Origin of the sequence: Arenibacter sp. P308M17 (genome assembly GCF_003426735.1) — a bacterium.
Taxonomy (GTDB): Bacteria; Bacteroidota; Bacteroidia; order Flavobacteriales; family Flavobacteriaceae; genus Arenibacter.
Genome location: NZ_QVON01000001.1, coordinates 1 through 25399, shown reverse-complemented (window position 1 = coordinate 25399; position 25399 = coordinate 1). Strand labels below are relative to the sequence as shown.

Annotated in this window: 21 protein-coding genes; 17 read left to right on the top strand and 4 right to left on the bottom strand. The window is 36.4% G+C overall.

Features of this window, described 5'->3' with window-relative positions:
* Nucleotides 1-330 precede the first annotated feature (330 nt).
* Entirely contained in the window at nt 331-726 is a 396-nt protein-coding gene (locus D0S24_RS00105) for a DoxX family protein (RefSeq protein ID WP_117018532.1), read from the bottom strand.
* A gap of 29 nt (nt 727-755) precedes the next feature.
* Nucleotides 756-1907, bottom strand: a complete 1152-nt coding sequence (locus tag D0S24_RS00100; RefSeq protein WP_117017830.1) for an ATP-binding protein — start codon at nt 1905-1907, stop codon at nt 756-758.
* Between the two features lie 231 nt (nt 1908-2138).
* Between D0S24_RS00100 and D0S24_RS00095 the strand changes: the two genes are divergently transcribed.
* From D0S24_RS00095 to D0S24_RS00085, 3 genes are all read left to right on the top strand, one after another.
* Entirely contained in the window at nt 2139-3329 is a 1191-nt protein-coding gene (locus D0S24_RS00095; protein WP_117017829.1) for a phosphoglycerate kinase, read from the top strand.
* A gap of 115 nt (nt 3330-3444) precedes the next feature.
* On the top strand, nt 3445-5082 hold the full coding sequence (locus D0S24_RS00090) for a lytic transglycosylase domain-containing protein (protein ID WP_251795664.1): 1638 nt from the start codon (nt 3445-3447) through the stop codon (nt 5080-5082).
* Nucleotides 5083-5094: 12 nt separating this feature from the next.
* The gene (locus tag D0S24_RS00085) at nt 5095-6087 is read left to right on the top strand and encodes a DUF4837 family protein (RefSeq protein WP_117017828.1); all 993 of its coding nucleotides are present in this window, start codon (nt 5095-5097) and stop codon (nt 6085-6087) included.
* Nucleotides 6088-6525: 438 nt separating this feature from the next.
* Here D0S24_RS00085 and D0S24_RS00080 read toward each other — a convergent pair whose 3' ends face one another.
* Together D0S24_RS00080 and D0S24_RS00075 are read right to left on the bottom strand one after the other, a co-directional pair.
* The gene (locus D0S24_RS00080) at nt 6526-9174 is read right to left on the bottom strand and encodes an OmpA family protein (RefSeq protein WP_117017827.1); all 2649 of its coding nucleotides are present in this window, start codon (nt 9172-9174) and stop codon (nt 6526-6528) included.
* Nucleotides 9175-9751: 577 nt separating this feature from the next.
* Entirely contained in the window at nt 9752-9937 is a 186-nt protein-coding gene (locus D0S24_RS00075; RefSeq protein WP_117017826.1) for a twin-arginine translocase TatA/TatE family subunit, read from the bottom strand.
* Nucleotides 9938-10136: 199 nt separating this feature from the next.
* Between D0S24_RS00075 and D0S24_RS00070 the strand changes: the two genes are divergently transcribed.
* The 14 genes from D0S24_RS00070 to D0S24_RS00005 form a co-directional block, all read left to right on the top strand.
* Nucleotides 10137-11006, top strand: coding sequence for a M23 family metallopeptidase (locus D0S24_RS00070; protein WP_117017825.1), 870 nt, complete (start codon nt 10137-10139; stop codon nt 11004-11006).
* Between the two features lie 6 nt (nt 11007-11012).
* Nucleotides 11013-12509 carry a GH3 auxin-responsive promoter family protein gene (locus D0S24_RS00065; protein ID WP_117017824.1) on the top strand — a complete coding sequence of 499 codons (1497 nt, stop codon included), beginning with the start codon at nt 11013-11015 and terminating at the stop codon, nt 12507-12509.
* Between the two features lie 355 nt (nt 12510-12864).
* Nucleotides 12865-14550, top strand: coding sequence for a DUF6909 family protein (locus D0S24_RS00060; RefSeq protein WP_117017823.1), 1686 nt, complete (start codon nt 12865-12867; stop codon nt 14548-14550).
* 3 nt (nt 14551-14553) lie between these two features.
* On the top strand, nt 14554-15612 hold the full coding sequence (locus tag D0S24_RS00055; protein ID WP_117017822.1) for a hypothetical protein: 1059 nt from the start codon (nt 14554-14556) through the stop codon (nt 15610-15612).
* Between the two features lie 3 nt (nt 15613-15615).
* Nucleotides 15616-16659: a dTDP-glucose 4,6-dehydratase gene (gene rfbB / locus D0S24_RS00050; RefSeq protein WP_117017821.1), complete on the top strand. Its 1044-nt coding sequence runs from the start codon at nt 15616-15618 to the stop codon at nt 16657-16659.
* 156 nt (nt 16660-16815) lie between these two features.
* On the top strand, nt 16816-17682 hold the full coding sequence (gene rfbA, locus D0S24_RS00045; protein WP_117017820.1) for a glucose-1-phosphate thymidylyltransferase RfbA: 867 nt from the start codon (nt 16816-16818) through the stop codon (nt 17680-17682).
* Nucleotides 17682-18227, top strand: coding sequence for a dTDP-4-dehydrorhamnose 3,5-epimerase (rfbC, locus tag D0S24_RS00040; RefSeq protein ID WP_117017819.1), 546 nt, complete (start codon nt 17682-17684; stop codon nt 18225-18227). Before rfbA ends, rfbC begins: the two co-directional genes overlap by 1 nt.
* A gap of 23 nt (nt 18228-18250) precedes the next feature.
* The gene (rfbD, locus tag D0S24_RS00035; RefSeq protein WP_251795663.1) at nt 18251-19102 is read left to right on the top strand and encodes a dTDP-4-dehydrorhamnose reductase; all 852 of its coding nucleotides are present in this window, start codon (nt 18251-18253) and stop codon (nt 19100-19102) included.
* Nucleotides 19099-19626, top strand: coding sequence for a hypothetical protein (locus tag D0S24_RS00030; protein WP_117017817.1), 528 nt, complete (start codon nt 19099-19101; stop codon nt 19624-19626). Before rfbD ends, D0S24_RS00030 begins: the two co-directional genes overlap by 4 nt.
* A 53-nt stretch (nt 19627-19679) precedes the next feature.
* Nucleotides 19680-21023, top strand: a complete 1344-nt coding sequence (locus D0S24_RS00025; RefSeq protein WP_117017816.1) for a flippase — start codon at nt 19680-19682, stop codon at nt 21021-21023.
* Nucleotides 21001-22137 (top strand): UDP-N-acetylmuramate dehydrogenase, encoded by a 1137-nt coding sequence (gene murB, locus D0S24_RS00020; protein ID WP_117017815.1) that lies wholly within the window; start codon nt 21001-21003, stop codon nt 22135-22137. Before D0S24_RS00025 ends, murB begins: the two co-directional genes overlap by 23 nt.
* A gap of 14 nt (nt 22138-22151) precedes the next feature.
* Complete coding sequence (locus tag D0S24_RS00015) at nt 22152-23225, top strand: polysaccharide pyruvyl transferase family protein (protein WP_117017814.1); 1074 nt, start codon at nt 22152-22154, stop codon at nt 23223-23225.
* A gap of 3 nt (nt 23226-23228) precedes the next feature.
* On the top strand, nt 23229-24515 hold the full coding sequence (locus D0S24_RS00010; protein WP_117017813.1) for an O-antigen ligase family protein: 1287 nt from the start codon (nt 23229-23231) through the stop codon (nt 24513-24515).
* Nucleotides 24512-25399, top strand: an 888-nt coding sequence (locus D0S24_RS00005) for a glycosyltransferase (RefSeq protein ID WP_147321411.1), incomplete at its 3' end; no start/stop codon positions are given. The genes D0S24_RS00010 and D0S24_RS00005, both read left to right, overlap by 4 nt.

The following is a 25399-nucleotide window of genomic DNA, read 5'->3' as shown; positions in this document are numbered from 1 at the left end:
AAACACTAGCCCTAAATTACCAATATCCCCTTTAACTTTAAAATATCCGATTAGAAATAAACAGGCAGCTACAAACTACATGGTTGGTAGGCCGACTCCGGCCAAGCCACTTTTGACAGATTTTAACCGATAATCGGCCCATTAGTTCCATAAATCGGATTTTTAATTTGATCCCTTCCGGGTTTGTGTGTAAAAAACCGACCGTACAGTATGTTCGGCTAAAAAGTTACCATTGCTTACTTTTACGTAAGCGAAAGGGAATACAGCTCCCTCTCAATTGATATGCTTTTGTTGATCTGGGCCAAAAAGAAATCGCAATGGCCAATAATTCTAGTGCAATAAATACACCAAGAAAATAGCCGGTATAAAATAAATGGCTATGGTCCTTGCCCCATCGTAATCCTTCGCCACCCGCTGGCCAAGTAGTAACATCAACAAGGCCAGACAGGCAAGAATAGCACCGGCAAAGGCCATTGAACCATCTGCTTGAACGATGAGCATATAAAATCCTATGGTACAGAACACTCCTGTCACAATTTCGGTTACCATAACCGTCCCCAACAACAAGGGAACCATATTTTTAAATGGTGTTTGGGAAAAATGGCTTTTTAACCAAGACAAATTGCCCTTCCAATCCAAGATCTTATCCATTGCACTTTGAAGAAAGGTAATGGTCATAAATAGAAGAAGAAGTAATTCTGTAGGATAGGTCAATAGGTTGTCCATGGTCATGACTTTAAGATTTTACAATTCCTTTACGCGGCTTTTTTGTGCAGCAATCGGGTTAATTTTATGGATAGATCCATGAGGATCAGTTTGGAATTCCCATTTCTTTCAATGTGATAAATGGCATCCTCCAATTCCTGTACTATGTGAACAATATTGTTTTCATGAACAAATGGGGCAAACTTTTCCAATTGAAACCCCTCTACATGAATCCGCATAAAAGCTAATTCACGGGTGTTGTAATTGATCATAAGGGCCTGCCTCATTACGGACATACAATAATTCAAGAACTTTTTCTGGGTCTCCCTACCGGTCTTTGCCACCACCTCGCTCCAAGAGATAAGATCGTGGATCGCCGCTTTGTTGCCCTTGGCCTTAAAGGCGCTTCTAACCCATTGCACAAACCACTTCTCGAAAACCAAATCCTCGGAATCGTTGTTCATGAAATCGAGCGCCTTATTAAAATTACCATTGGCTTCATGCGATATTCTATGGGCGTCCTCCTCGGAAACTCCCCTTTCAATGAGGGCTTGGGAAATAGCTTCTTCAGCCAGCCGAGGAAAATGCAATATTTGGCACCTAGATCGGATCGTCTGAATTATTTGTTCTTCATCTTCTGCGATCAAAATCAATACCGTTTTGTCCGGCGGTTCCTCAATCAATTTCAGCAATTTGTTGGCGGTAGCGGTATTCATTTTGTCGGCCATCCAAATAATCAGGGCCTTATATCCCCCTTCGTAGGATTTCAGGGAAAGTTTCTTTACCACATCCTGGGCCTCGTCCACACCGATCTGTCCCTGTTTATTTTCTATCCCGATTAATTTATACCAATCAAATAAATTTCCATAGGGCTGCTCCTTTATAAACTGGCGCCATTCCTCCAAATAATGGTCACTAACGGCATGACTTTTTACTTTTTCCGAATTGGATACCGGAAAGGCAAAATGCACGTCCGGATGTGCCAAGGCATTAAATTTAGTGTTGCAGGCATTATTGCCGTTGTTATTTTCCCCCTCACTATTGCCACAGATCAGGTACTGCACATAACACAACGCTATTGGCAAGGTGCCACAGCCCTCCGGCCCAACAAATAATTGGGCATGCGGTATACGGCCTGCATCGGCACTGGATACCAGATGCTTTTTTATATGGGAAAGTCCTAAAATATCCTTGAATAACATGGTTCAAATATAGCAGTTTTTATCCTAAAATTACTTGCTTCCGGATGTCTGGAAATTTTAAGGACAACCATCTATTCTTTTCAAAACACAAGTCCACATGCTGTCTGACTTGCAACCAATTGCAATTTTATAATCAACATTGAACAATAAGCCACGCAAATAAATGGAATAGTCTCTTTATACACTACCCATAAATCTTTACATTTGTCACTCTCTAAAAATAAATGGCAAATGAAAACCATCAACGATTATAATTTTAAAGGTAAAAAAGCATTAATAAGGGTAGATTTTAATGTTCCATTGGACGCGGACTTTAAGGTAACCGACGCCAATAGGATCGAAGCGGCAAAACCCACTATAATAAAAATATTGGAAGATGGCGGAAGTGCCGTACTAATGAGCCATTTGGGAAGGCCGGATGGAAAAGCAAATCCAGATCTATCCCTAAAACACATCTGCAACAAGGTATCCGAAGTACTTGGTGTAACGGTAAAATTCTCTACTGAAAGCATTGGTCCCATAGCTGAAAAAGCGGTTGCCGAATTAAAAAGTGGGGAAGTTCTTTTATTGGAAAACCTTCGATTTCATGCTGAAGAGGAAAAAGGGGATAAAAACTTCGCGGAAAAATTATCCGAATTAGGGGATATTTATGTAAATGATGCCTTTGGAACTGCCCATAGGGCCCATGCCTCGACCACGATAGTGGCGCAATTTTTTCCTGACAAAAAATGTTTTGGATTTTTGTTGTCCAAAGAAATTGAAGCCATAGAAAAAGTAATGAGAACTGGGGAAAAGCCAGTGACCGCTATTTTGGGAGGGGCAAAGGTATCTTCCAAAATTACGATCATCGAAAACATACTTGATAAAGTAGATCATCTGATTATTGGTGGTGGAATGACCTACACCTTTGTTAAGGCCAAAGGAGGAAAGGTAGGAGATTCTATCTGTGAGGACGATAAAATGGAATTGGCCTTGGAAATCCTTGAAAAGGCCAAGCAAAAAGGAGTAGAAGTCCATATTCCTTTAGACGTTTTGGCTGCGGACGACTTTAACAACAGTGCCAAAACCAAGGTGGTCAACTCCAACGAGATCCCTGATGGCTGGCAAGGTTTGGACGCAGGCCCAAAAACCTTGGAAATATTCAAGGAAGTAATCTTGAAATCGAAAACCATTCTATGGAATGGTCCAATAGGGGTTTTTGAAATGGAAAGCTTTGCCAAGGGCACCATTGCCATTGGTAATTTCATTGATGAAGCAACCAAAAAAGGTGCGTTTTCATTGGTGGGTGGCGGAGATTCTGTGGCCGCGGTAAAGCAGTTTGGTTTTGAGGACAAGGTAAGTTATGTGTCTACAGGGGGAGGGGCCATGTTGGAAAGCCTAGAAGGTAAAACCCTTCCTGGTATAGCAGCAATATTGGCTTAAATACACCGTTATTTAAAAAGGGTCTTACGGTTTTTGATCTACTTTTAAAAATTAAATTTTAAAGTTCAGAAAAAAATCACGATTTTAGTCTGCCCCGCTTAAAAAAACAAACCTTATGAATACTTCCAAATATATCTTATTGGGCGTCTTGTCTATGGGTTTCTGGGTTACAGGCGTAGCACAGGAATTTGATTCCATACCCACTGCAAAGCAGGATCATAAAATCTTAAAATCAAAAGAAATTGTAGTGGATACTGCCGCCATGGATATGGAAGGTGTCGAGCAGATGGAAACAATGGAGGCCAAGGATGGGATTCAGGACAATCCATTGCTTTTGGTGAAAGGTCAAAAAAAGTACAATTTAAAGGATCGTCCGGAAACTGCAAAATTCGATAGCCTCTGGATGAAGGAACTATACGACAGCTCCTCCTTATTCGATTCCATTTATCAGGACATTACTACCCTGGAAATAGATTCTGTATATCACTTCAATGTAGACACGGACACCTTAAAGGCCAGATTGAAGCTCCTAAATCAAAAAACGCCCTTTAATATTGTCTACAACCCCTCTCTGGAAAATGTAATACGCTACTTTCTTACCCGTAAACGGGATATGATGAGCAGAATGTTGACCATTAGCCAGTTTTATTTCCCCTTGTTCGAACAGGAATTGGACAATCAAGATGTACCCTTGGAACTTAAATATTTGGCCATTGTGGAATCTGCACTTAATCCGAGGGCACGTTCTAGAGTAGGTGCTACTGGATTGTGGCAATTTATGTATGGGACCGGAAAAATGTACGATTTGGACGTAAGCAGTTATGTAGATGAGCGAAGCGATCCCATTAATTCAACCAAAGCGGCAAGTTTGTACCTTAAAAAGCTTCACGATATCTTTAATGATTGGGATTTGGCCCTGGCGGCATATAATTCAGGGCCCGGAAACGTAAACAAGGCGATAAGAAGATCTGGGGGTTATAAAAATTACTGGAACATAAGAAGAAACCTGCCCCGGGAAACTGCGGGCTACGTACCTGCATTTTTGGCTACCATGTATATTTTTGAATATGCGGAAGAACATGGTTTTACAAGGCAGGTCACGGATCGTCCCTATTTTGAGACCGACACCGTTCATGTAAAGAGCACTATTACCTTTAATCAAATCTCGGAATTGGTAGACGTTAGTGAAGAGGAATTGGTATTTTTAAATCCTTCATACAAATTAAAGGTAATCCCCTATGTCAAGGACAAAAATTATGCCCTAAGGCTCCCAGTGGATGCGTTGGGGAAATTTGTAGCCAACGAGGAGGCCATCTATGCCCATGTACAGAATCAACTGAAATCCAAAGAAGAGCCCTTGCCACAAATAATACAATCGCAAGATCAAATAACCTATAAGGTACGTAGTGGCGATTTCTTGGGAAAAATTGCAGAAAGATACGGGGTGGGTGTTAGCCAAATTAAAAATTGGAACGGTCTGCGAAGCAATAACCTTAGAATAGGGCAAAGATTGACTATTTACCCAAGAAAAATTCCTTCATCAATAAGCTCATCAAACACAGCTAAAAGTTCAGAAAATACAGTGGCGACGGCGGGTGTCAAGGTACATACGGTTAAAAGTGGGGACTCCCTCTGGACTATTTCCAAAAAATATCCTGGAATTAGTATAGATAATTTACGAAAATGGAACGGTATTAGTGGTAATGACATAAAACCGGGCACAAAGTTAAAATTGTGCGATTGTTCTTCGTAAATAAATAACAATATGAAAAAAATTGGTGCAGTAGTAGTATTACTTTCTTTGATCATTATCTCTTGTGGGGAAAAAGAAAAAAAGAAATATCTGCCGGAATCCGTGGGTGCCATAAATTCTTTGGCCGTTGTAATAGAGAACGAACTATGGCAAGGACAGGTTGGGGACCATGTAAGACAGCATTTTGCGGCACCCGTTCTGGGCCTTCCTTGGGAAGAACCCCTATTCACCATCAACCAAATGCCCCCAAAAGTGTTCTCTGGTACCATTATTCAAACCCGTTCGGTGCTTTTTGTGGCCAAGGATACGTTGAGCCTTGCCCATATTAAAACAAATGTTTATGCCACTCCCCAAAAAGTTGGTGTCATCAAAGGAAGAACGGATGAGGAAATTATTTCAAATTTGGATGCCAAAGCCGATGGGATTATCAAGGCATTCAAGGAGGTTGAAATACAAGAATCGCAAAAACGTTTCTTAAAATCACTTAGCAAGGAAACGGTTTTGAACGACAAATTGGGAATTACCCTGTCCCTACCCTCGATTTATAAGGTGGGCAAACAGGAAAACAACTTTATATGGATCGATAGGCAGATTCAAAAAGGGAGTATGAATATTATCGCATATGATATTCCCAATGATTATTTTAAAAACGATTCCACCTTTGTCAAGGATATTGTGGCCATGCGGGATTCTATAGGCAAGAGATATATTCCAGGACCCGATGTACCAGGAAAAATAACCTATATGATTACCGAAAAAGCCTTTGCCCCCTATGTTTTCCCTGTGGAAGTTGCTGGTAGAAAAGCTGCCGAAGTTAGGGGAATATGGGAGATAAGCGGATATCCTATGGCCGGACCCTTTCTGACCTATATCATCAACGATGACAAAAATAACAGGAAAGTGGTCATTGAAGGTCTTGTTTTTGCTCCGGCTACAGAAAAAAGGGACGATATGTTCCAACTGGAAGCCATTTTAAAAACGGTAAAATTCTCGGACCAAAAATAATTACTTGGACATGAATTAAGATAACTGCAAAGGGGCCCTTTTATAGGCCCTATTTTTTTTTTGCCCATTCCGGCTTGAAAATTAATACAAATGTCCTTAAAACGCATCAATATAATCGCTGGCGCGAGCGTCATGCTCGTGCCCTAATACAATTCTCAGCAATAAGTCTGTGAGCCGATAGCTAGGCTCCTACTGTGAACAAAAAATACTTCGATTTCCCAACGAATGTTAAGCTGCTTTTTTTCTGTTGGGCTGAATAAGTAAAGTTTTGATGCGTAATTTAAAGGCACGAGCATGACGCTCGCACCAGGATAGGAACTTGGGTAGATCAATAACAATACTAAACAGTATATTTATTGGATTGGAAGCATAATAAATCGCCTATTCCATAAAAGAAAGACGGCCTATAACCCTATTGACAAGGTGTATGTCCAAATATTACATCTTTACTATGATAAATTCCGAACGCCTATTAAGCTCGTGTTTCTCCCTGCTACAGCGAACCCCATTTCCACATTCATTGATCAAACGTTCCTCCCCGTAGCCAATGGCACTTTCAATACGGTCTGCCGAAATACCTTTGGAAATAAGATAGGCCCTTGTGGACTTGGCTCTTTTGTCCGATAGGTATTTATTATAGGCATCCGGCCCCCGGGAATCGGTATGGGATTCAATCTTAATCACCATATCCTTATACTCGGTCATCACCTCCACCAATTTATCAAGTTCCAGCGATGCATCCTTTCTAATGTAGGATGCATCAAAATCGAAGAAAATCATATCGGTCTTTAGCTTTTTTATCCCGTCTTCTATGACTATGAGCTCCTTTAGCCTTTTCATGGAAATATCCACATTTACCACCTCATTTTTCTTGGTTTCCGCTGTAACCACATTTTCAAAGAATTCGCTCCTAGTTGTTTTAATCGTGTATTTGGTATTGGAATCCAAATCTTCAAAGACAAAGGAACCGTCATCTTCCGTAACCATTTCCTTTAATTTAATATTATTCCCATCCAAGAGGGCAACCAGGGCCTTGGGCATTACATCGCCGGTAATCAACTCGGTAACCACCCCGGAAATGGCATTCTTCACCACTTCTTCTAGCTGGAGTTTTTCAAAGGAATAAATATCGTCATCCCCCTTACCGCCACGTCTGTTGGATGCAAAATATCCTTTTTGGCTCCCTTCTTCAACGATATAGGAAAAATCGTCCTTATTACTGTTTATGGGCTGCCCCATATTGATTACCTCTTTAAAACCCTCCCCATCATAAGCAACTTCGTAAACATCCAGTCCCCCAAGTCCAACGTGGCCATTGGAAGCGAAATATAACTTCTCATCATTGATAAAGGGAAACATTTCCTTCTGTTTGGTATTTATTCCAGGGCCCAAATTTTTGGGCTCTGAATATCTTCCATTGTCCAATACATCTACCACAAAAATATCGGTGTCCCCTATGGTCCCCGGCATATCCGAAACAAAATAAAGTTTTTTCCCATCCGGACTCAAAGCAGGATGTCCCGTAGAATAGTCATCACTGTTGAAGGGAACCTCTTCGGCCTCCGTCCATTCCCCATCAATTTTTTTGGATGTGTATATTTTTAAATGGTTAATCCCATTCTTGTCCCTTCTCAGTTTTTTACCAAAATTATTTCTGGTGAAATACATGGTAGTATTATCGGGCGTAAAGCTTACCGATGCTTCATGGTACTTGGAATTTATCTTTTTTGAAAACTTAATTGCCTCCTTAAGGTCTTGGGATTCCTTATTTATTTTAGACACATATAGGTCCAAATAAGGTTGATTGTTCCATTTATACCTTCTGGTATTAAAAATGGAAGAATCTTTGGCCGATGCAAATACAATCTCGTCCTCGTTGTAGAACATGGGTGAAAACTCGGAATACTTGGTGTTTATGGCCAGGTTTTTAAGGCCGTATTTGAGTTCCGTATTTATAATATTGTCCAGGACGGCTTCTTTTTGGGTGGCATTAATATCCGATGTAAAGCCTACATTACCTTTTTGAACCTCTTTGTCGTATAGGCGCATCATTCTCTTGGACTTGGCATACTTGCCGTTGCCCTTCAAAGTATGGGCATATTTAAAAATTTGATCTGCCGACACTTCCTCTTCATATCTTTCAAATATGATATTGTAATAATAATAGGCTTTCGCCATATTCGTATTATAATAGTGGGCATCTCCAGCCTTTTGAAGAATTTCTAAGGAATAATTGTTGACATCCTTTTTTAAGGCTTCTTCATACAGCTCTGCAGCCTCAGCGTACCACATTTTATTAAAATATTCATCTGCTTTCTTAATAAGTCTAGCAGCATTGGCGTTGATGTTATTATTGGTATTACTTGCCTTTTCCCCTGTCTTAGGTAGATCATTTTTCCCAACGGGACTCAGCATATCATAAGTAACCTCTTCCACGGATAATCCCACCTTGGGCGGGGCATTCTTTGTCTTCGTCCCAGGTTTTTCTTCTTGATCAGGAGCTTTAAATGTTTTTGGATAATCCCGTACCTCTTGATCCAAAGTACTGTCCAATACGCTTTTGGGTAAAGGCAAATTTGAAACCGTGCCGTTCCCGTTTATTTCCAATTTCTTCGATTTACCGCCATTATCTATGTTCATTAACCAAAATGGATTGGTATAGCTGCCATCCAATTTGGAGTTACAAGCTACAATAGCGTTATCCAATGTATCAAACCTGCTCAAATAAACATAATTGAGCCCATTCCCTGAATAACTAATATTTCCCGCAGCAAAACCCTTTCCCTTTAATTTATGTACCAGATCTTGGGCATTGTCCAAATTGGCAAATACGCCAGCAATGATATAAAAGCCTTCATCGGCCCCTTTAATATTTTTAAACGTTCTGCTTTTAATGTGGTTTGCCGTAGCCCTCTTTCCAAACATTTCAGGGGTAACCCTACCAACAGATACATTGGATGCCCTATTGGTGTTTATATCTACATACGCAAACTGCTTGTCAATGCTGGAAGCAACTTTATTACTAATTCCTTGGGCACTGCCAATAAAAGTAAAGAATAGCAAGCAGGCTGTAAGAAGTTGTTTCATGTTTATTTTATTAAATGAAGTGATTTAAACTTCAATACCTTGAGGGTCCAATATTTATAAAATATAATGGCATAGGTAAAATTCATTATTTACTTGGAAATTACCGATAACTTATATATTTAATTTTCAACGCTAAAACTAAAGTGGATAGTGCCTCAAAAAAATTATTTGTTGTGAATACTTTCTTTTCATTGGTGTAATGGCCATTTAAAGAAATTTATTCAGCAATAAAGGAGAAAGGATTACCGTAATGCAGATAGGAGTATAATGCCGTAAGTGCTGTATCAATTCCATTTTCATCAATTGTCGGCGCAATATTAAATACAATAGATGACCATCAATTTCTACAAATATAGCTTGGAAACAAAATTAATATTTCGATTGGTGCTTTGTGGTTATAAAAAGAAATATTCCTTTCAACATAGATCAGCTATCCATCTTGGCAGAAATATCGGTCCTCACATCAAGCACTTATTAGGTTCTTCAATACCTTCTTTTATAGGGAATGGTGGCCCTGTTTAAACAAAAAAACACCCACGCAATGGCAGATGTTCTTTATAAATATTTAAATAATGACCTATTTTTCCTTTTTTTCTTCCAATTTATCCTCATCCTTGGAAGCATCTTTAAATTCTTTAATGCCGCTTCCCAGTCCACGCATCAATTCCGGAATTTTTTTTCCTCCAAATAATAGTAGGACAATGGCAACAACCAAGGCGATTTGCATTGGTCCAATGGCTAAGAATGTATTTAAAGTTATCATGATATAATAATTTAAGAACAACAAATGTACTAAAAAAGATGTTAGATTGCTGTTAATTTTAACGGCTATAATATATTTTAATTATTCTAATATTAGAATTTATTTTTCTTTTAGGCATTTTTGCAATGAAACTATTATGGAAAATCAAATTCTGCAAGAAAGGAATTAAAGTGAAATACTAAGCTTATCTTTGTTCAATATGGCTAAAAAGGTAAAGAAAAGAAAGGAAATTAAGCAGAAACTGCTACATAAATATCGTCTGGTAATTTTAAATGAAAGTACCTTTGAAGAAAAAATTTCATTTAAACTTAGCAGAATGAATGTTTTTGTAACGGGTTCCCTTTTCATTATTGGATTGATCGGGTTCACCATATTATTAATAGCGTTTACCCCCTTGCGGGAATATATTCCAGGCTATTCTTCCACTAAACTGAAGCGACAGGCCACCGAACTTACCTATAGAACGGATTCATTGGTAGCAACATTAAATTATACCAATAGGTATTTAGATAATATACGAAAAGTACTTCGGGGCGATATAGAAAATAATGAAATTAATAGGGATTCCCTGTTCGACCAATACACATTGGACCCTTCCACCATAGATCTAACCCCCACCAAGGAGGATTCCTTACTGAGGGCCCAGGTAGCGTTGGAGGATAAATACAACTTGTTCGAAAGAAATATCAATAGTACAGGACAGGTCCTTTTTTCTCCCTTATCCGGCACTATATCACAGGAATTTGATGCCGAAAACGAGCACTTTGCCGTAGATATTGTTGCTCCCACGGACAGTCCCATTAAAGCAGTAGCCAACGGCACCGTAATCTTTGCCGAATGGACGGCAGAAACAGGATATGTAATCATCTTAGAGCATATGGACGGCCTAATAAGCGTTTACAAGCACAATGGGTCCTTAAACAAAGGACAGGGCGATGTGGTACGATCCGGAGAGGTAATTGCTTCTGTAGGGAATACTGGGGAATTGACCACAGGACCGCACCTTCACTTTGAGCTATGGAGCAATGGTAGCCCGATAGATCCGCTAAATTTTATAGATTTTAAATAATTACCAATGAGTTTAAAATCATTTGCAGCAAAAATATTTGCCAAGAAAATCGCGAAGAAAACTGCCAAATGGGTAAATAATCCCCATCAAACCCAGGAAGAGGTATTCCAATCCTTGATATCCATTGCCCAATACACCGACTTTGGCAAGGACCATAATTTTTCGCAGATAAAAACCCATTCCCAATTTGTTGAAAACGTGCCTATAAGGGACTATGAAGAATTAAAGGGATATGTGGAGAAGGTGGTAGCCGGCCAGAGAGATGTATTGTGGCCGGGCAAACCTGCCTATTTTGCCAAAACTTCCGGGACCACCTCTGGTGTTAAATACATTCCCATTACCCACGAATCCATTAAATACCAGGTGGAGGCCTCCCGAAACGCCATTTTGAATTATATTCATGAAACCGGAAATGCAGATTTTGTGAACGGAAAAATGATTTTTCTTCAGGGAAGTCCCGAAATGAAAGAAAAAAATGGGATTAAAATTGGAAGATTATCCGGGATCTCCGCCCACTATGTTCCCAATTACCTCCAAAAAAACCGATTGCCAAGCTGGGAGACCAATTGTTTGGAGGATTGGGACACCAAGGTAAATAAAATTGTGGAGGAAACGGTGAACGAGAACATGACGGTCATAGCAGGAATCCCTTCCTGGGTTCAAATGTATTTTGAAAAGCTGAACATTAGGACCGACAAAAAAATAGGAGATCTGTTCAAAAATCTTCAACTCTTCATTTATGGTGGGGTAAACTACGAGCCCTATAGGGCCAAATTTGAAAATCTCATAGGGCGAAGAGTAGATAGTATAGAACTCTTCCCGGCCAGTGAAGGTTTCTTTGCCTATCAAAATTCACAAAAGGAAAAAGGAATGCTCTTATTATTGAATTCCGGCATCTTTTATGAATTTGTCAGGGCAGATGAGTTCTTTAGTGAAAGCCCCAAGCGAATTACCCTTATAGATGTAGAGATGGGAGTAAATTACGTCATGATCATATCTACCAATGCCGGTCTATGGGGATATAATATAGGGGATACCATTCAGTTTATTTCATTGAAGCCTTATAAAATAATTGTTTCCGGAAGAATTAAACATTTTATCTCTGCCTTTGGGGAGCATGTAATAGGCAAAGAGGTAGAAGAAGCCATGAAACGGGCCATAGAAGGTACCGATGCCCGTATAAACGAATTTACGGTAGCCCCGCAAATTAATCCGGAAGAAAAGGAACTTCCCTATCACGAATGGCTGATCGAATTTGAACATCCCCCATCTGACATCATAAAATTCGTGAAAATTCTGGATAAGACATTACAAGAACAAAATACCTATTATTTTGATTTAATAGAAGGTAAAATTCTTCAAACTTTAAAAATTACGCCGATAAAAAAAGACGGGTTCCAAGAATATATGAAGTCTATCGGAAGGCTGGGAGGTCAGAACAAAGTGCAGCGTTTGTCCAATGACCGGCAAGTAGCCGATGCCTTGAGGAAATTTATGGTATAGTTTCCTACTGTTTTGAACTTAATACGGTTCAAGTGAGCTACTTGGTAGCGAAGTGATGGAGTTACATATTGATGAAGAAAACAAAAGAAAACTCGATAACAGCATAACTAGATAACAACATAACTCAGTTACGAACTGATGGAGTTACTAGTTATGAAGAAAACAAAATGAAACTCGTTAACAAAAACTGCCATGTGGACTCCTTCCTTGGCTAGGGAAGGTGGATTTTGTTTTCTTTTTAGGAGCAAATGAAGTAAGGGTCAGCTTTTCTGTATCTTCAATTGAAGGATTGTAGAAAAAAATCCTAGAAATTAAAATAAACAATATAAATTGTAGTTTTGCACGAAATCTGCTTATGAGCAAATCCGTTAACACGACTAGGGCACAAGATTCCACCAATGCCATTGAACGCTTGTACATAACAATGCGACATCTTTTTAACCGTGGATTTTACAAGCCGTCTGGTGTTTCCGGAGCCACCTTAAGACAATCCCTTTTGCAACTGCGCCCGGAAATATACGGTTCCGTTGCCGAGGAAAAAGCAGAGCTTAATGGGCTGATGTATGTATTGGAAAGATTACCGGAAGGCATAGAACAGTGCAGGTTTATTAACCTCACTTCCGATGAAGGTTATGCCGGGTCCCAATTTAAGCCAATAATCCCGCCTAAAAGAAGAAGAAACTGTTACAGGATAGACGAGGAACAGATGAACATTGAGATCACCCGTGGCAGATCCGATATATACGATATTCTAACCCATCTCACTTTTTTGTTCATTGAATCGGAAAAAATTAGTAAAAAAGTCCTCCTAGAAGATTCGGATAAAACAATTAGGGATTGGGTAAAATTGGAAGAAGCGGTCATTAAAGAGGAACTTGGCCAAAGGGAAAGGGAAGTGGCTCTAATCCATGTGGCCAATATTTTGGGAAGGCCGTTCATTGAGGTCATGGGAGTCCACCATAAATTATCGACTACTTCCGAGCCAGAACGTTTTTTAAAAATTGTCTTTTGGTTGGGCAAATTGGCCATTGAAGAAGAAACCACAGGGAACAAAAGGGCCATTACCTTCAGTCCCATGTTACGGGAGCGTTTGGGGCATCATATTCATGGGGAGCGCTGGGCAAATAAAATTAAGGAAGTAATGCAAGAGCATGGTCTATTGGAACGTCCCATCCATATTATTAGTGCCAATATGCACAGTGTAATGAATTCATTGTTCGCCAAAAAAGCATTGTCCAAAACCTTTGCGGGCAAAACAAAATTGGAAATTTACGAAGCTTTGAGCATCCCCAAAAATTTCAGTTTAAGGGAAAAGGTAATTGCCCAAGCCAAAAAGAACGGGATGATCGCCATTGATGACGTTTCCGGCACCAATATAGATGTACAAATTTTTGACATGGCCAAATTGGGGAAAGACGCCTGTTGTTACCAATGGCCAACAAACCCTTCGGAAAATGAAAAACCAGTTATCTTTGTAATGGATTATGCTTTTGGGGAGCAGGCCTATGAAACCATAGATGAATTGTTAAAGCCTTATCGAATCAAAAAAAACCAAGAGGTATTTTTGAATGTGGCATCGATAAATATCATGGGAAAGGCAGGTATTCTGGAAGGGGGGAAAGGGGACATCATGATTCCGGATGCCCATATTTTTGAGGGCACGGCCGATAATTATCCTTTTAACAATGAATTAAAAAAAGAGGATTTTGAAGGCAACGGACTTAAGGTTTTGCAAGGAGCTATGGTAACGGTATTGGGAACTTCATTGCAAAATAGGGACATCTTAAAATTCTTCCATGAATCCACTTGGAATGTGATTGGCTTGGAAATGGAGGGGGTTCATTATCAGAAGGCCATACAATCTGCTTCCAAAATAAGAAAAAGTATACGGGAAGACGTTAAAGTGCGCTATGCCTACTACGCCTCCGATAATCCTTTGGAGACCGGTAGCACATTAGCCTCCGGGGGTTTGGGCACCACAGGGGTAAAACCCACTTATTTAATTACGGACAAAATACTAACACAAATATTTAATTCCTAGTTTATGGCTAATCAACAACCAACAAATAGCAGTCCATCTTCTTCAGAAGAAGTAGATTTGGGGCAACTGTTTCAATTAATAGGAAACGGATTCAAGAAATTTTTCCGTTTTATAGGGAATATTTTCAAAAGTATTTTCCATATCATTATCCTGTTCCTGCTTTTTATACAAAAGCATTTTATAAAATTTGTGGTTGCTGCCGTGGTAGGTTTGGCCTTGGGTATTTACTTGGATATGGTAAAAGAGCCAATTTATATTTCCACTATGGTAGTGGAACCCAATTTTAACAGTGTGCAGCAATTGTACAACAACGTTAATTTTTACAATGAGTTGGCAGAAGCGGAAGATTCTACCGCCTTGGCAGAAGCCTTGGATGTAAGCGTTTCTGAAGCATCAAAGCTGAAAGAATTTGTAGTGGAGTCCTATTCGGATGAAAACCAGAAGGTACAATTGTTCGATAAGTTTGTGCGCAGTCTGGATTCTACCACCAAAAAAGCCATCGACATGGAGAACTATTTAAAGAACTTCAACTCCATGGATGCCAGGTTCCATACCATTTCGGTGACTGCGTCCAATAATACCGTGGCCAAAAAGATTCAGCCCTCCATTATTATTTCGATTTCCCGAAATGAGTATTTCCAGTTGCAGCAGAGTATCAGTGACCAAAATATAAATTTGCAGGACAGTCTATACAAAAAGCAGTTAATGGAGGTGGACTCCCTGCAACAGTTGTACAAACGGGTCATGGTAAAGGAGGCCGAAAAACCCATGCAGGGCACCAATATCAACCTAGGTGAAGGCGAAGGCCAGGAAAACAAGGAATTGGCCTTGATCAACCAAGTAGATCGACTAAAAGAGAACTTGGTACTCTTAAACGAAGAACGTGCCAATAAGTCGAGCATATTAAATGTCATCTCAGCTTTCCCTAGAAGGGGGGTGGAAGTAAAAGGAATATTGAGCAGTTATAAATTTTGGATCCCACTAGGATTTATCGGGATTGCGTTGTTGGTTTTGAGCATGTTGGATTTAAATAAGTATTTAAAGAACTATAAAAAAGAATAGAACATGAAAATATTGATTACGGGTGGGGCCGGGTTTATTGGTTCCCATGTTGTCAGAAGACTAGTAAACGCATATCCCAATTATCACATCTTTAATTTGGATGCCCTGACCTATGCTGGCAATTTGGAGAATCTTAGGGATATTGAAGATGCTAAAAATTATACGTTTATAAAAGGGGATATTACGAATGCCGAATGTATTGATTCCCTTTTCTTAAAGTACACATTTGACGGTGTAATCCATTTGGCCGCGGAATCCCATGTAGACAGATCTATAACCGATCCATTGGCTTTTGTAAAAACCAATGTAATAGGTACCGTAAACCTGTTAAATGCCTTTAAACAGTTATGGAAAGGGAAATACAATAGCAAACGGTTTTATCATGTAAGTACCGATGAGGTCTATGGTTCCTTAGGGAAAACAGGATTGTTTACGGAAACCACGGCCTACGACCCCAACTCCCCCTATTCGGCATCCAAAGCCAGTTCCGACCATTTTGTAAGGGCCTATGGCGAAACCTATGGCTTGCCGTATGTAATCAGTAATTGTTCCAACAATTACGGTCCCAACCACTTTCCGGAAAAATTAATTCCCCTATTCATAAATAACATTATTCACAATAAACCCTTGCCGGTATATGGGGATGGAAATTATACCAGGGATTGGTTATATGTGGAAGACCATGCAAGGGCCATAGACCTATTATTCCATAAGGGGATAAATGCAGAAACCTATAATATTGGAGGATTCAATGAATGGAAGAACATAGACCTTGTAAAATTACTTTGCCAACAAATGGACGAAAAATTGGGAAGATCCACGGGCGAAAGTGAAAAACTAATTACGTACGTCAAAGACAGGCCAGGGCACGACCTGCGTTATGCCATAGATGCCACTAAAATTAATACCGAATTGGGTTGGGAACCATCCGTTACCTTTGAAGAAGGTTTGGCAAGGACCATTGACTGGTATTTGGCCAATGAAGAATGGTTGGCCCATGTAACCTCCGGGGATTATCGGGAGTATTATGAGAGGCAGTATAAATAATGCGATTGGGTTTCACAGTAAAGAAAAATTGAACTGGATAACTCGATAACCGCATAACTCAGTTACGAAGTGATGAAGTGATGAAGTTACTTAGTTAAGAAGAAATCAAAATGAAACTCGTTTACAAGATAACTGGATAACAACCTAACTACAATTATGAAAGGAATAATTCTCGCAGGAGGCTCTGGAACTCGTTTACACCCTCTCACCTTGTCGGTAAGCAAACAACTGATGCCCATCTATGACAAGCCTATGATTTATTATCCACTGTCTACTTTAATGTATGCAGGTATTAGGGAAATATTGATTATTTCCACTCCCAAGGACCTGCCTTTATTTGAGGAACTATTAGGGGATGGCAAAAAATATGGCTGTAGTTTTGAATATGCCGTACAAGCAGAACCAAATGGGCTTGCAGAAGCATTTATTATCGGAGAAAAATTTATTGGAAAAGATAAAGTAGCACTGATATTGGGCGATAATATTTTCTATGGCTCCGGCTTGGCAAAATTACTACAGGCCAATAACGATCCAGAAGGTGGAATTATCTATGCCTACCGTGTTCATGATCCAGAACGCTATGGAGTGGTGGAATTCAATAAGGAAGGAAAGGCCATAAGTATAGAGGAAAAACCAGAAGACCCTAAATCCAACTACGCGGTACCCGGAATTTATTTTTATGACAACGATGTAGTAGAGATAGCTAAAAATATTGCACCTAGTCACCGAGGAGAAATTGAAATCACCGACGTAAATAAAGAATACCTAAAACGCAATAAATTAAATGTAAGTATTTTGGATAGGGGAACTGCTTGGTTAGATACTGGTACTTTTGCCTCCTTGATGCAAGCCAGTCAGTTTGTGGAGGTCATAGAAGAGCGACAGGGACTTAAAATAGGCGCCATAGAAGGAGCTGCGTATGAAATGGGTTATATTAGCAAGGATCAGTTTAAAACCTTGGCAGAACCTCTAATGAAAAGTGGTTACGGAAAAAATTTGTTGGGAATATTGAATAAGGATTAATGAAAGTTACAGAGACGAAGCTAAAAGGCTGTTTTATTATAGAACCGGCAGTATTTGAAGATGATAGAGGTTTTTTTTATGAAAGCTTTAATACCAAAAAACTGAACGAAGCCATAGGAAAAAATATAAACTTTGTACAAGACAATCAATCTTATTCATATAGGGGAGTGATACGGGCCATACATTATCAAACAGGCGAATTTGCACAGGCTAAATTGGTGCGTGTCCTAAGTGGAAGGGTATTGGATGTCGCCGTAGACTTAAGAAAAAACTCTCCCACATTCGGACAGTATGTGACCCAAGAATTATCAGCCGAAAATAAAATTCAACTTTTTATTCCAAGAGGCTTCGGACATGGTTTTTCGGTTCTAAGTGATACAGCTGAATTCTTTTATAAATGTGATAATTTTTATAACAAAGATTCGGAAGGAGGAATTATCTATAATGATCCAGGTTTGAGCATAGATTGGCAATTAGCAGTTGATGAAATTAAAGTCTCCAAAAAGGATTTGGAGCTGCCTGTTTTAGAAAATGCACTTTTTTAATGGGGAAAGTGAAAAACAAAAAATTGAAACTGTTAATCACAGGGGCCAACGGACAATTGGGAAGATGTCTACAGGATGTTGCGAAGTCCTACCAAGAATATGATTTCCATTTTAAAACTTCCATAAAATTAAATGTTACTAAAAAAAAGGAGATTGAACGTCTATTTGCTCAAGAAAAGTTCGACTTTTGCGTTAATTGTGCGGCTTATACTTCAGTGGACAAGGCAGAAACGGATCAGGAAAAGGCATTTCTAGTGAATGCTGAAGCTGTGCGGTATTTGGCAGAAGCCTGCAAAACTACCAATACAATCTTGATACACATCTCTACGGATTTTGTATTTGATGGCACCAAAACAACACCTTATACAGAGGAAGATATTCCAAACCCCATAAATGTGTATGGAGCATCTAAATTAAAAGGAGAGCAGTATGTTCAAGAAATGTTGGAGGATTATTTTATCATACGTACCTCTTGGGTGTATTCTAAATATGGGCATAATTTTATAAAGACCATGTTGCGCCTAGGTTCGGAAAGGAACGAAATTAACGTAGTAAACGATCAAGTGGGTACGCCTACCTATGCTGGAGATTTAGCCGAAGCGATTATGAAAATTATCCGTTCTAAAGTAACCACTTATGGAATCTACCATTATAGTAACGAAGGGGCTATAAGTTGGTATGATTTTGCAAAAGCTATATTTGAGATGAAAGGGATGACCATAAAAGTAAATCCGATTCCATCGGAAACATATCCGACACCAGCGAAGAGGCCCGCTTTTAGTGTGATGAACAATATAAAAATAAAACAAATAATTGACATAAATACTCGCAATTGGCATTATAGTTTAAAGAAATTCTTACTTAAAGAAATATGAAAAAAATAGTTTTTATATCTATAATTATTTTGGTTCTTGGCTGTAAGAATATAAATAAAAACAGAAAGATGCAAAATGATACGGAAATGATTAATAATTATTTGGAGGTTATATTAAAAATAAAGATTCTTGAGGATGATATATTTGAAATATTTTTTGCCGAAAACATTAAAGACAATTATACCGCAAAAAATAAAATAAAATCAACAATAACAGGAAATGAAGATTTTCAACATATTGTTTTTAAATTACCTAATAGAACTTATCCTTTAAAATTAAGAATTGACCTTGGAGCTAATAACAATGAAACGCCAATAGAAATTGAACAAATAAAATTATCAACCGGAAAAAACTTCAAGATATTTCACGGAAAGGAGTTGAAAAAATATTTCAGAATCAATAATTATATAATAAATGAACCAGATTCCAATATTTATTTCAGGATTAAAATAAATGAAAAATATGATCCATATCTTTTAAGTACAGATTTGTCGAAAATTATTTCTGACTTATTTAGTGGTTAATAATTACTTTAAGTAGTAATTTTCTTTTATAAATTTTAATTTCATTAAATAAGTTGAACAGTATATTTATTAATAATATTTGGAAAAGCAAGAAGTTTGCTAATACATTTTGGGCAGTAGTGTCTAAATTAATCTCAGGTGTTAAACTTGTAGTTATTGGAGTAATTGTAGCAAGAAGTTTGGGCCCCGAAGATTTCGGATCCTACAATTATGTAATAAGTTTTGTAACATTGCTATCCGTACTTGCAGAGTTTAGGTTTCACAATATACTAATTAGAGAAATTTCTGAGCAAAATGCTAAAACAGAATTAATCTTAGGCTCGACTTTTATATCTTGTATTATGTTTTCGATATTAGGCTACATTTCCTTAACAATGTTAGTTTACGTATTCGAATCGGACAAAAATTTACAATGGTTTATTTTACTATTCGGGATAAGTTATTTTTTTCAAACTCTAAGATTTTTAAGAGCTTTATTTATTGCAAAGCTTAAAAACAATATAATATTTAAGATTGAAACTACCGTAGGCATTGTAGTAATTATATTAGCTTTGCTTTTTGGATTTGGTAAAGGCTCAGTTTTATTATTCATTTTGTTGAGGATCTTTGATGTCTTTTTAGTTTCTATTTTATTTTTATTTTTTTACCAACTGATTTATAAGAATTTATTTGAATGGAAATTTAGTCGGGATTTTAGTTGGGGTTTAATCAAAAATTCTTTCCCTCTTGTCATCTCTAGTTTGGCGCTCGTAGTTTTTCAACAGTTCGATAAAATAATGATTAAACAAATCTTAGACGAGTACTCGGTAGGTCAATATAGTGCTTCAGTTTCGATAATTAGTTTAATTGTATTTATCCCTATCGTGATTACAGAGGCAGTTAGTCCATATTTAATACAAATGAAGATTATAAAAAATGCAGAAGATTATAAAATTAGATTACAGATATTTTCAGATTATATTATTTGGGGAAGTATTGTTCTTAGTTTTATAATAATGCTGCTTTCTCCAATAATTATACAAATAGTTTACGGGCCTAAATATTATGAATCCATAGCTATCATGAAAGTTTTTGCATGGCAGGGAGTTTTAATAGCAATGGGTGCTGTTTCAGCACAAATAATGATTATAGATAACACACATCAAATTGCATATTTAAAAAGTATTTCCGGTGGGATTTTAAATATTGTTTTAAATATATTTTGGATTCCAAAATATGGGATTATGGGAGCTGTATTTGCATCCCTTTTAGCGTATGGCATTTCATCATATATAATACATTATTTTATAAAAAGATATCGCTATATATTTTTTATTCAAAGCAAGAGTTTGACTCATGGTCTATTAAATATTTATTATAATTTAAAAAAAATTAATGATAAAAATGATAAAACATGATTTTAGTTTAAAATCGCTAAATACCTTTGGACTTGATGTAAAAGCAGATAGATATTTTTCCTTTACAAATATAGATGAACTTAAAGATTTTATACAAGATCCCAAAATTGATTTGAATGAAATCCTAATATTAGGAGGTGGCAGTAATATTCTTTTCTCAAAGAATTATTCTGGATTGGTGCTTCATCCAAATATTGACTTTATCAAAAAGATAGAAGAAAATGATATTGAAATATTTATTGAAGTTGGATCAGGCGTGAACTGGGATACATTTGTCAAATATTGTGTAAAAAATAGATATTATGGTACCGAAAACATGTCTCTTATCCCTGGGAATGTTGGTGCGACCGCAGTACAAAATGCCGGAGCCTATGGAACAGAGGCAAAGGATTTGATTATATACGTAAAGGCATTTGATTTATATGAAAATAAAGAAATAATACTTCATAATTCAGATTGTAAATTTGAATATAGAAATTCTATATTCAAAACTGATTCATATAAGAACAGGGTGCTTATTACTTCTATCGTGTACAAACTTTCCAAAATATCGAAATATCAAGCCAAAATTAATTCGTATAAAGGCAATGGATTTAAAAAGCAATACTTTTTTTGGAAGGAATTCATTCACCATTTAAGCCGAAGTGTAAATATTAAATCAGTTGGTAAAAAATCTATTTTAGATTATAGGTTTTTAAAGAACTTATTGGAAGATTCAGGACTATTATCTTTAGATTTGAAAAGACGTATTGTTATTAAAACAAGAACATCAAAATTACCTGATATTGAAAAACTTGGAAATGTAGGAAGCTTTTTTAAAAACCCAATTATTACCATAGAAAAATCTGAAAAATTAAAACGAGATTACCCAAATGTAATTTTGTTTCCTTATGTTGAGGGTTACATGAAAGTTTCGGCCGCCTGGCTTATTGATCAGTGTGGTTTAAGCGGCGAAAGGATTGGGGATGCTGCCACATTGAAACACTTACCGTTAACGATTGTCAACTATGGAAAAGCCACGAGTAATGATATTCTTAATTTGGCAGATAAAGTTGAAAAAGGAGTTCTTTCTAAATTTGATATTATTTTGGAGAAAGAAGTTGTAATAGTATAAACAAAAGTGATATTATGAAAGTATATATAATTAATTTTCATCATGTTCTAAATTATGGTGCCGTTTTACAAGCTTATGCATTATCAAAGTATTTGATTAATCAGGGATTTGATGCCAAAATAATTGATTATAGACCATATTACTTTGTTTTTCAAACATATAGGCCCGCAAAAGGTTTCACGAAAACCTATAGGAAAATAGTTATGAACATTAATTTTTATAAATTCAGAAAAAAACATTTTAATCTTACCGATAAGATTTTCTATTCAGAAAAGGGATTGAAAAAACATTTCAATATATCGAGAGATGCATTTGTGTGTGGGAGTGATCAAGTATGGAATGCGAAGTTAACAAATGATAAGATTGATCCAGGATATTTCTTAGATTTTGTTCCTTTAAGTGGTAGAAAAATAGCTTACGCTGCAAGTATTGGCCACACTAAGTTTAATTTAGACCATAAGGAAGATATTGCTAGTAGACTTGCTACGTTTCATAAAATTTCGGTAAGAGAAGATTTTGCTAAAAATGAAGTAGAAGATATAACCGAGAATAAATTAGAGCCAGAAGTCGTTCTTGACCCAACCTTAATTTTAAGTGATTATTCCGAAGTGCTCGATTTAACTTTAGTGCCAAAAGAGCCCTACATGGTCGTATATACTACAGAAAACAGTAATATATTTAGAAAGTATGTGAAATTAGTACAGGAAAATTTGGGTATACGTGTAATCAATTTAGGTCATTATCATACAGGAATAGATTCTATTAGTTATACCAATATTCATCCGTCAAAATGGTTAGGTCTGTTTTCTAAAGCGACTTATGTTTGTACCAATTCTTTCCACGGAACCGCTTTTTCAATTATTTTGAAAAGGAATTTCACTGTTTTTGGCAGACAAACAATGAAAGATTTGAACCGAAGGCAATTAACATTACTTTCAAGTATTGGTCTTGAAGACAGATTTATAAATAAACTGGAAGATTTTAATCCTTTAAATCATTTAAAGGAGATGGGATATGAAAAAATCCAATCAGAAATAGATAGTCTTGTGGAGAATTCACGAAAATTTCTGTTAGATTCTTTAAAATAGACAATGACTTTAAACAGAATAATTTTACTTTTTATTCTTTGGGATAATATTTTCCTGCCCTTCAACATAGGATTTGAATTTAGGCTTAATTATCTGGTCATGCTTTTGTTTATAATACTTTATTTATTTAAAACTAAAAAAATATCAATACCTATAAAAGAAATATTCATCCTATTAATATTATCATTCCTGTTTTTACTTATAACAATTTTAACTGCAATATCTTTTTCGCTTGTTTTAAAACAATTAACACTTATTACAATAACTTTTATTTTTAGCTTTTTGTTTCTTAAAAGTTATAGCTTCAATGTAATAAAGTTTTTTAAGGATTATATATGGATAGTCACCATAGCCGCTGTATTGGTAATTGTTCAATATATCGGAATGAAAATTAATTTCAATCCCTTTATTGATTATTCATATTTGGGATTTGATACCGGAGGCATATTACTTAATGCTTCCAGGGGTCGTTTTCATTCTTGGTTTTATGAGCCCTCATTTATGGCATATGCTTTTATCCCTGTAGTATTTATTAGCGTAGCAAAAATTTTTGGAATAGGAAATTTAATATCATTTCGTAGAGGGGTGTTTATTATATTTGTCTTAATAATGACTAAATCTTCTATTGGTCTTTTTGGATTGCTGCTTAGTTTAATATTAATTGGGATAACTGTTTATCCCCTTCATAAAAAACCTGTTTTACTAACATCTACTTTTATTGCATTTATAATTAGTGGATTATTTATTTACCATATTCCTGCGGTAAATATGAGGGTAAACGAAACTTATAAGCTCTTTTCTTCCGAGAATGTTACCTCCAAAGAAATTTCAAAAACTAATTTAAGCACGTATGCTCTTTATAGCAATTATAAAATAACCGAAGCATCTTTTAAAAAGAACCCATTTTTTGGTTCTGGATTGGGAACATATGAATTAAATTATGACAATTATTTGAAAAAGGTCATTCCAAAAAGTAATTGGAGAGATAATTTTAGTATAAATCGGCAAGATGCCAATAGCCTTTTTTTTAGACTAAGTGTAGAAATTGGATTAATGGGTTTATTGGTAGTATTTTATTTTATATATAGTAATAAAATGAGATTTATTCCAAAAGCAAAAGATTTATATCAAAATCTATGGATAATAAACAATGGGATTTTCATTTTGATAATTTTACGATTATTACGGCAAGGTCATTATACAATGTTAGGTTTCATTTTAATGCTAATGGTATTTTATCAAACTAAAAAGAAAGCAGACCTTCTAATAAAGGATAATTTAGGAATATGAAAAAACAAAAAATATTTGTGATTTCTGGTATAAATATCATTGATGCTGGTCCACTATCAATAATGAAAGATTTTTTAAAGGAATTGTCTGGGTTTAATAATGGTTCTTTAAAAATTATAGCACTTGTAAATTCTAGTCAATTATTTAATATTGATAATATTGAATATTATGAATTTCCTAAGTCAAAAAAGAATTGGTTAAATCGTATATATTATGAGTACATCTATTTTAAAAAATTTTCTAAAAAAATAAAACCGGATTATTGGATATCCATGCATGATATCACTCCTAATATTATTTGTGAAAATCAATACGTATATTGCCATAATGCTACACCCTATTATACTCCTACATGGAAAGATTGGCGTTATGGTAGTCGAGCATCACTATTTAGCCTTCTTTATATTTACCTGTATAAAATAAACATTAGAAAAAATAAAGGCGTAATTGTCCAACAAGAATGGTTAAGGGAAAAATTTAAAAATAGATTCAATTTAGATAAAATAATAGTCGCATATCCAAAAATCACCAATGTACCACTTGGTGACAATAAACAGACAAGTATAAAAAGTGAAATAAAAAAAATTTTCTTTCCAAGCTTTCCAAGGTCTTTTAAAAATTTTGAGGTTATATGTGAAGCCTATAGTATATTGCCAAAAGAATATCAGAATAGATTAATTATTTATCTCACATTAGATGAAAATTTGAACTCATATGCGTCCTATATTATTAATAAATATAAATATCTTGAAGGTCTAAAATTCATTGGCCTTCTATCTAGAGCCCAAGTTTATGAATATTATAAGGAGATGGATGGACTTGTATTTCCCTCAAAACTGGAGAGTTGGGGCTTGCCTATTACTGAATTTAAGAGTTTTAATAAG

Bases quoted from the DNA above. Each gene is read 5' to 3' on its own strand.
- D0S24_RS00070 (WP_117017825.1), top strand. From the start codon at position 10,137: ATGGCTAAAAAGGTAAAGAAAAGAAAGGAAATTAAGCAGAAACTGCTA.
- rfbB (WP_117017821.1), top strand. From the start codon at position 15,616: ATGAAAATATTGATTACGGGTGGGGCCGGGTTTATTGGTTCCCATGTT.
- D0S24_RS00085 (WP_117017828.1), top strand. From the start codon at position 5,095: ATGAAAAAAATTGGTGCAGTAGTAGTATTACTTTCTTTGATCATTATC.
- D0S24_RS00060 (WP_117017823.1), top strand. From the start codon at position 12,865: ATGAGCAAATCCGTTAACACGACTAGGGCACAAGATTCCACCAATGCC.
- D0S24_RS00075 (WP_117017826.1), bottom strand. From the start codon at position 9,937: ATGATAACTTTAAATACATTCTTAGCCATTGGACCAATGCAAATCGCC.
- D0S24_RS00105 (WP_117018532.1), bottom strand. From the start codon at position 726: ATGGACAACCTATTGACCTATCCTACAGAATTACTTCTTCTTCTATTT.
- D0S24_RS00010 (WP_117017813.1), top strand. From the start codon at position 23,229: ATGACTTTAAACAGAATAATTTTACTTTTTATTCTTTGGGATAATATT.
- murB (WP_117017815.1), top strand. From the start codon at position 21,001: ATGATAAAAATGATAAAACATGATTTTAGTTTAAAATCGCTAAATACC.
- D0S24_RS00100 (WP_117017830.1), bottom strand. From the start codon at position 1,907: ATGTTATTCAAGGATATTTTAGGACTTTCCCATATAAAAAAGCATCTG.
- D0S24_RS00095 (WP_117017829.1), top strand. From the start codon at position 2,139: ATGAAAACCATCAACGATTATAATTTTAAAGGTAAAAAAGCATTAATA.
- rfbA (WP_117017820.1), top strand. From the start codon at position 16,816: ATGAAAGGAATAATTCTCGCAGGAGGCTCTGGAACTCGTTTACACCCT.
- D0S24_RS00090 (WP_251795664.1), top strand. From the start codon at position 3,445: ATGAATACTTCCAAATATATCTTATTGGGCGTCTTGTCTATGGGTTTC.
- D0S24_RS00055 (WP_117017822.1), top strand. From the start codon at position 14,554: ATGGCTAATCAACAACCAACAAATAGCAGTCCATCTTCTTCAGAAGAA.
- D0S24_RS00030 (WP_117017817.1), top strand. From the start codon at position 19,099: ATGAAAAAAATAGTTTTTATATCTATAATTATTTTGGTTCTTGGCTGT.
- D0S24_RS00080 (WP_117017827.1), bottom strand. From the start codon at position 9,174: ATGAAACAACTTCTTACAGCCTGCTTGCTATTCTTTACTTTTATTGGC.
- D0S24_RS00065 (WP_117017824.1), top strand. From the start codon at position 11,013: ATGAGTTTAAAATCATTTGCAGCAAAAATATTTGCCAAGAAAATCGCG.
- D0S24_RS00015 (WP_117017814.1), top strand. From the start codon at position 22,152: ATGAAAGTATATATAATTAATTTTCATCATGTTCTAAATTATGGTGCC.
- rfbC (WP_117017819.1), top strand. From the start codon at position 17,682: ATGAAAGTTACAGAGACGAAGCTAAAAGGCTGTTTTATTATAGAACCG.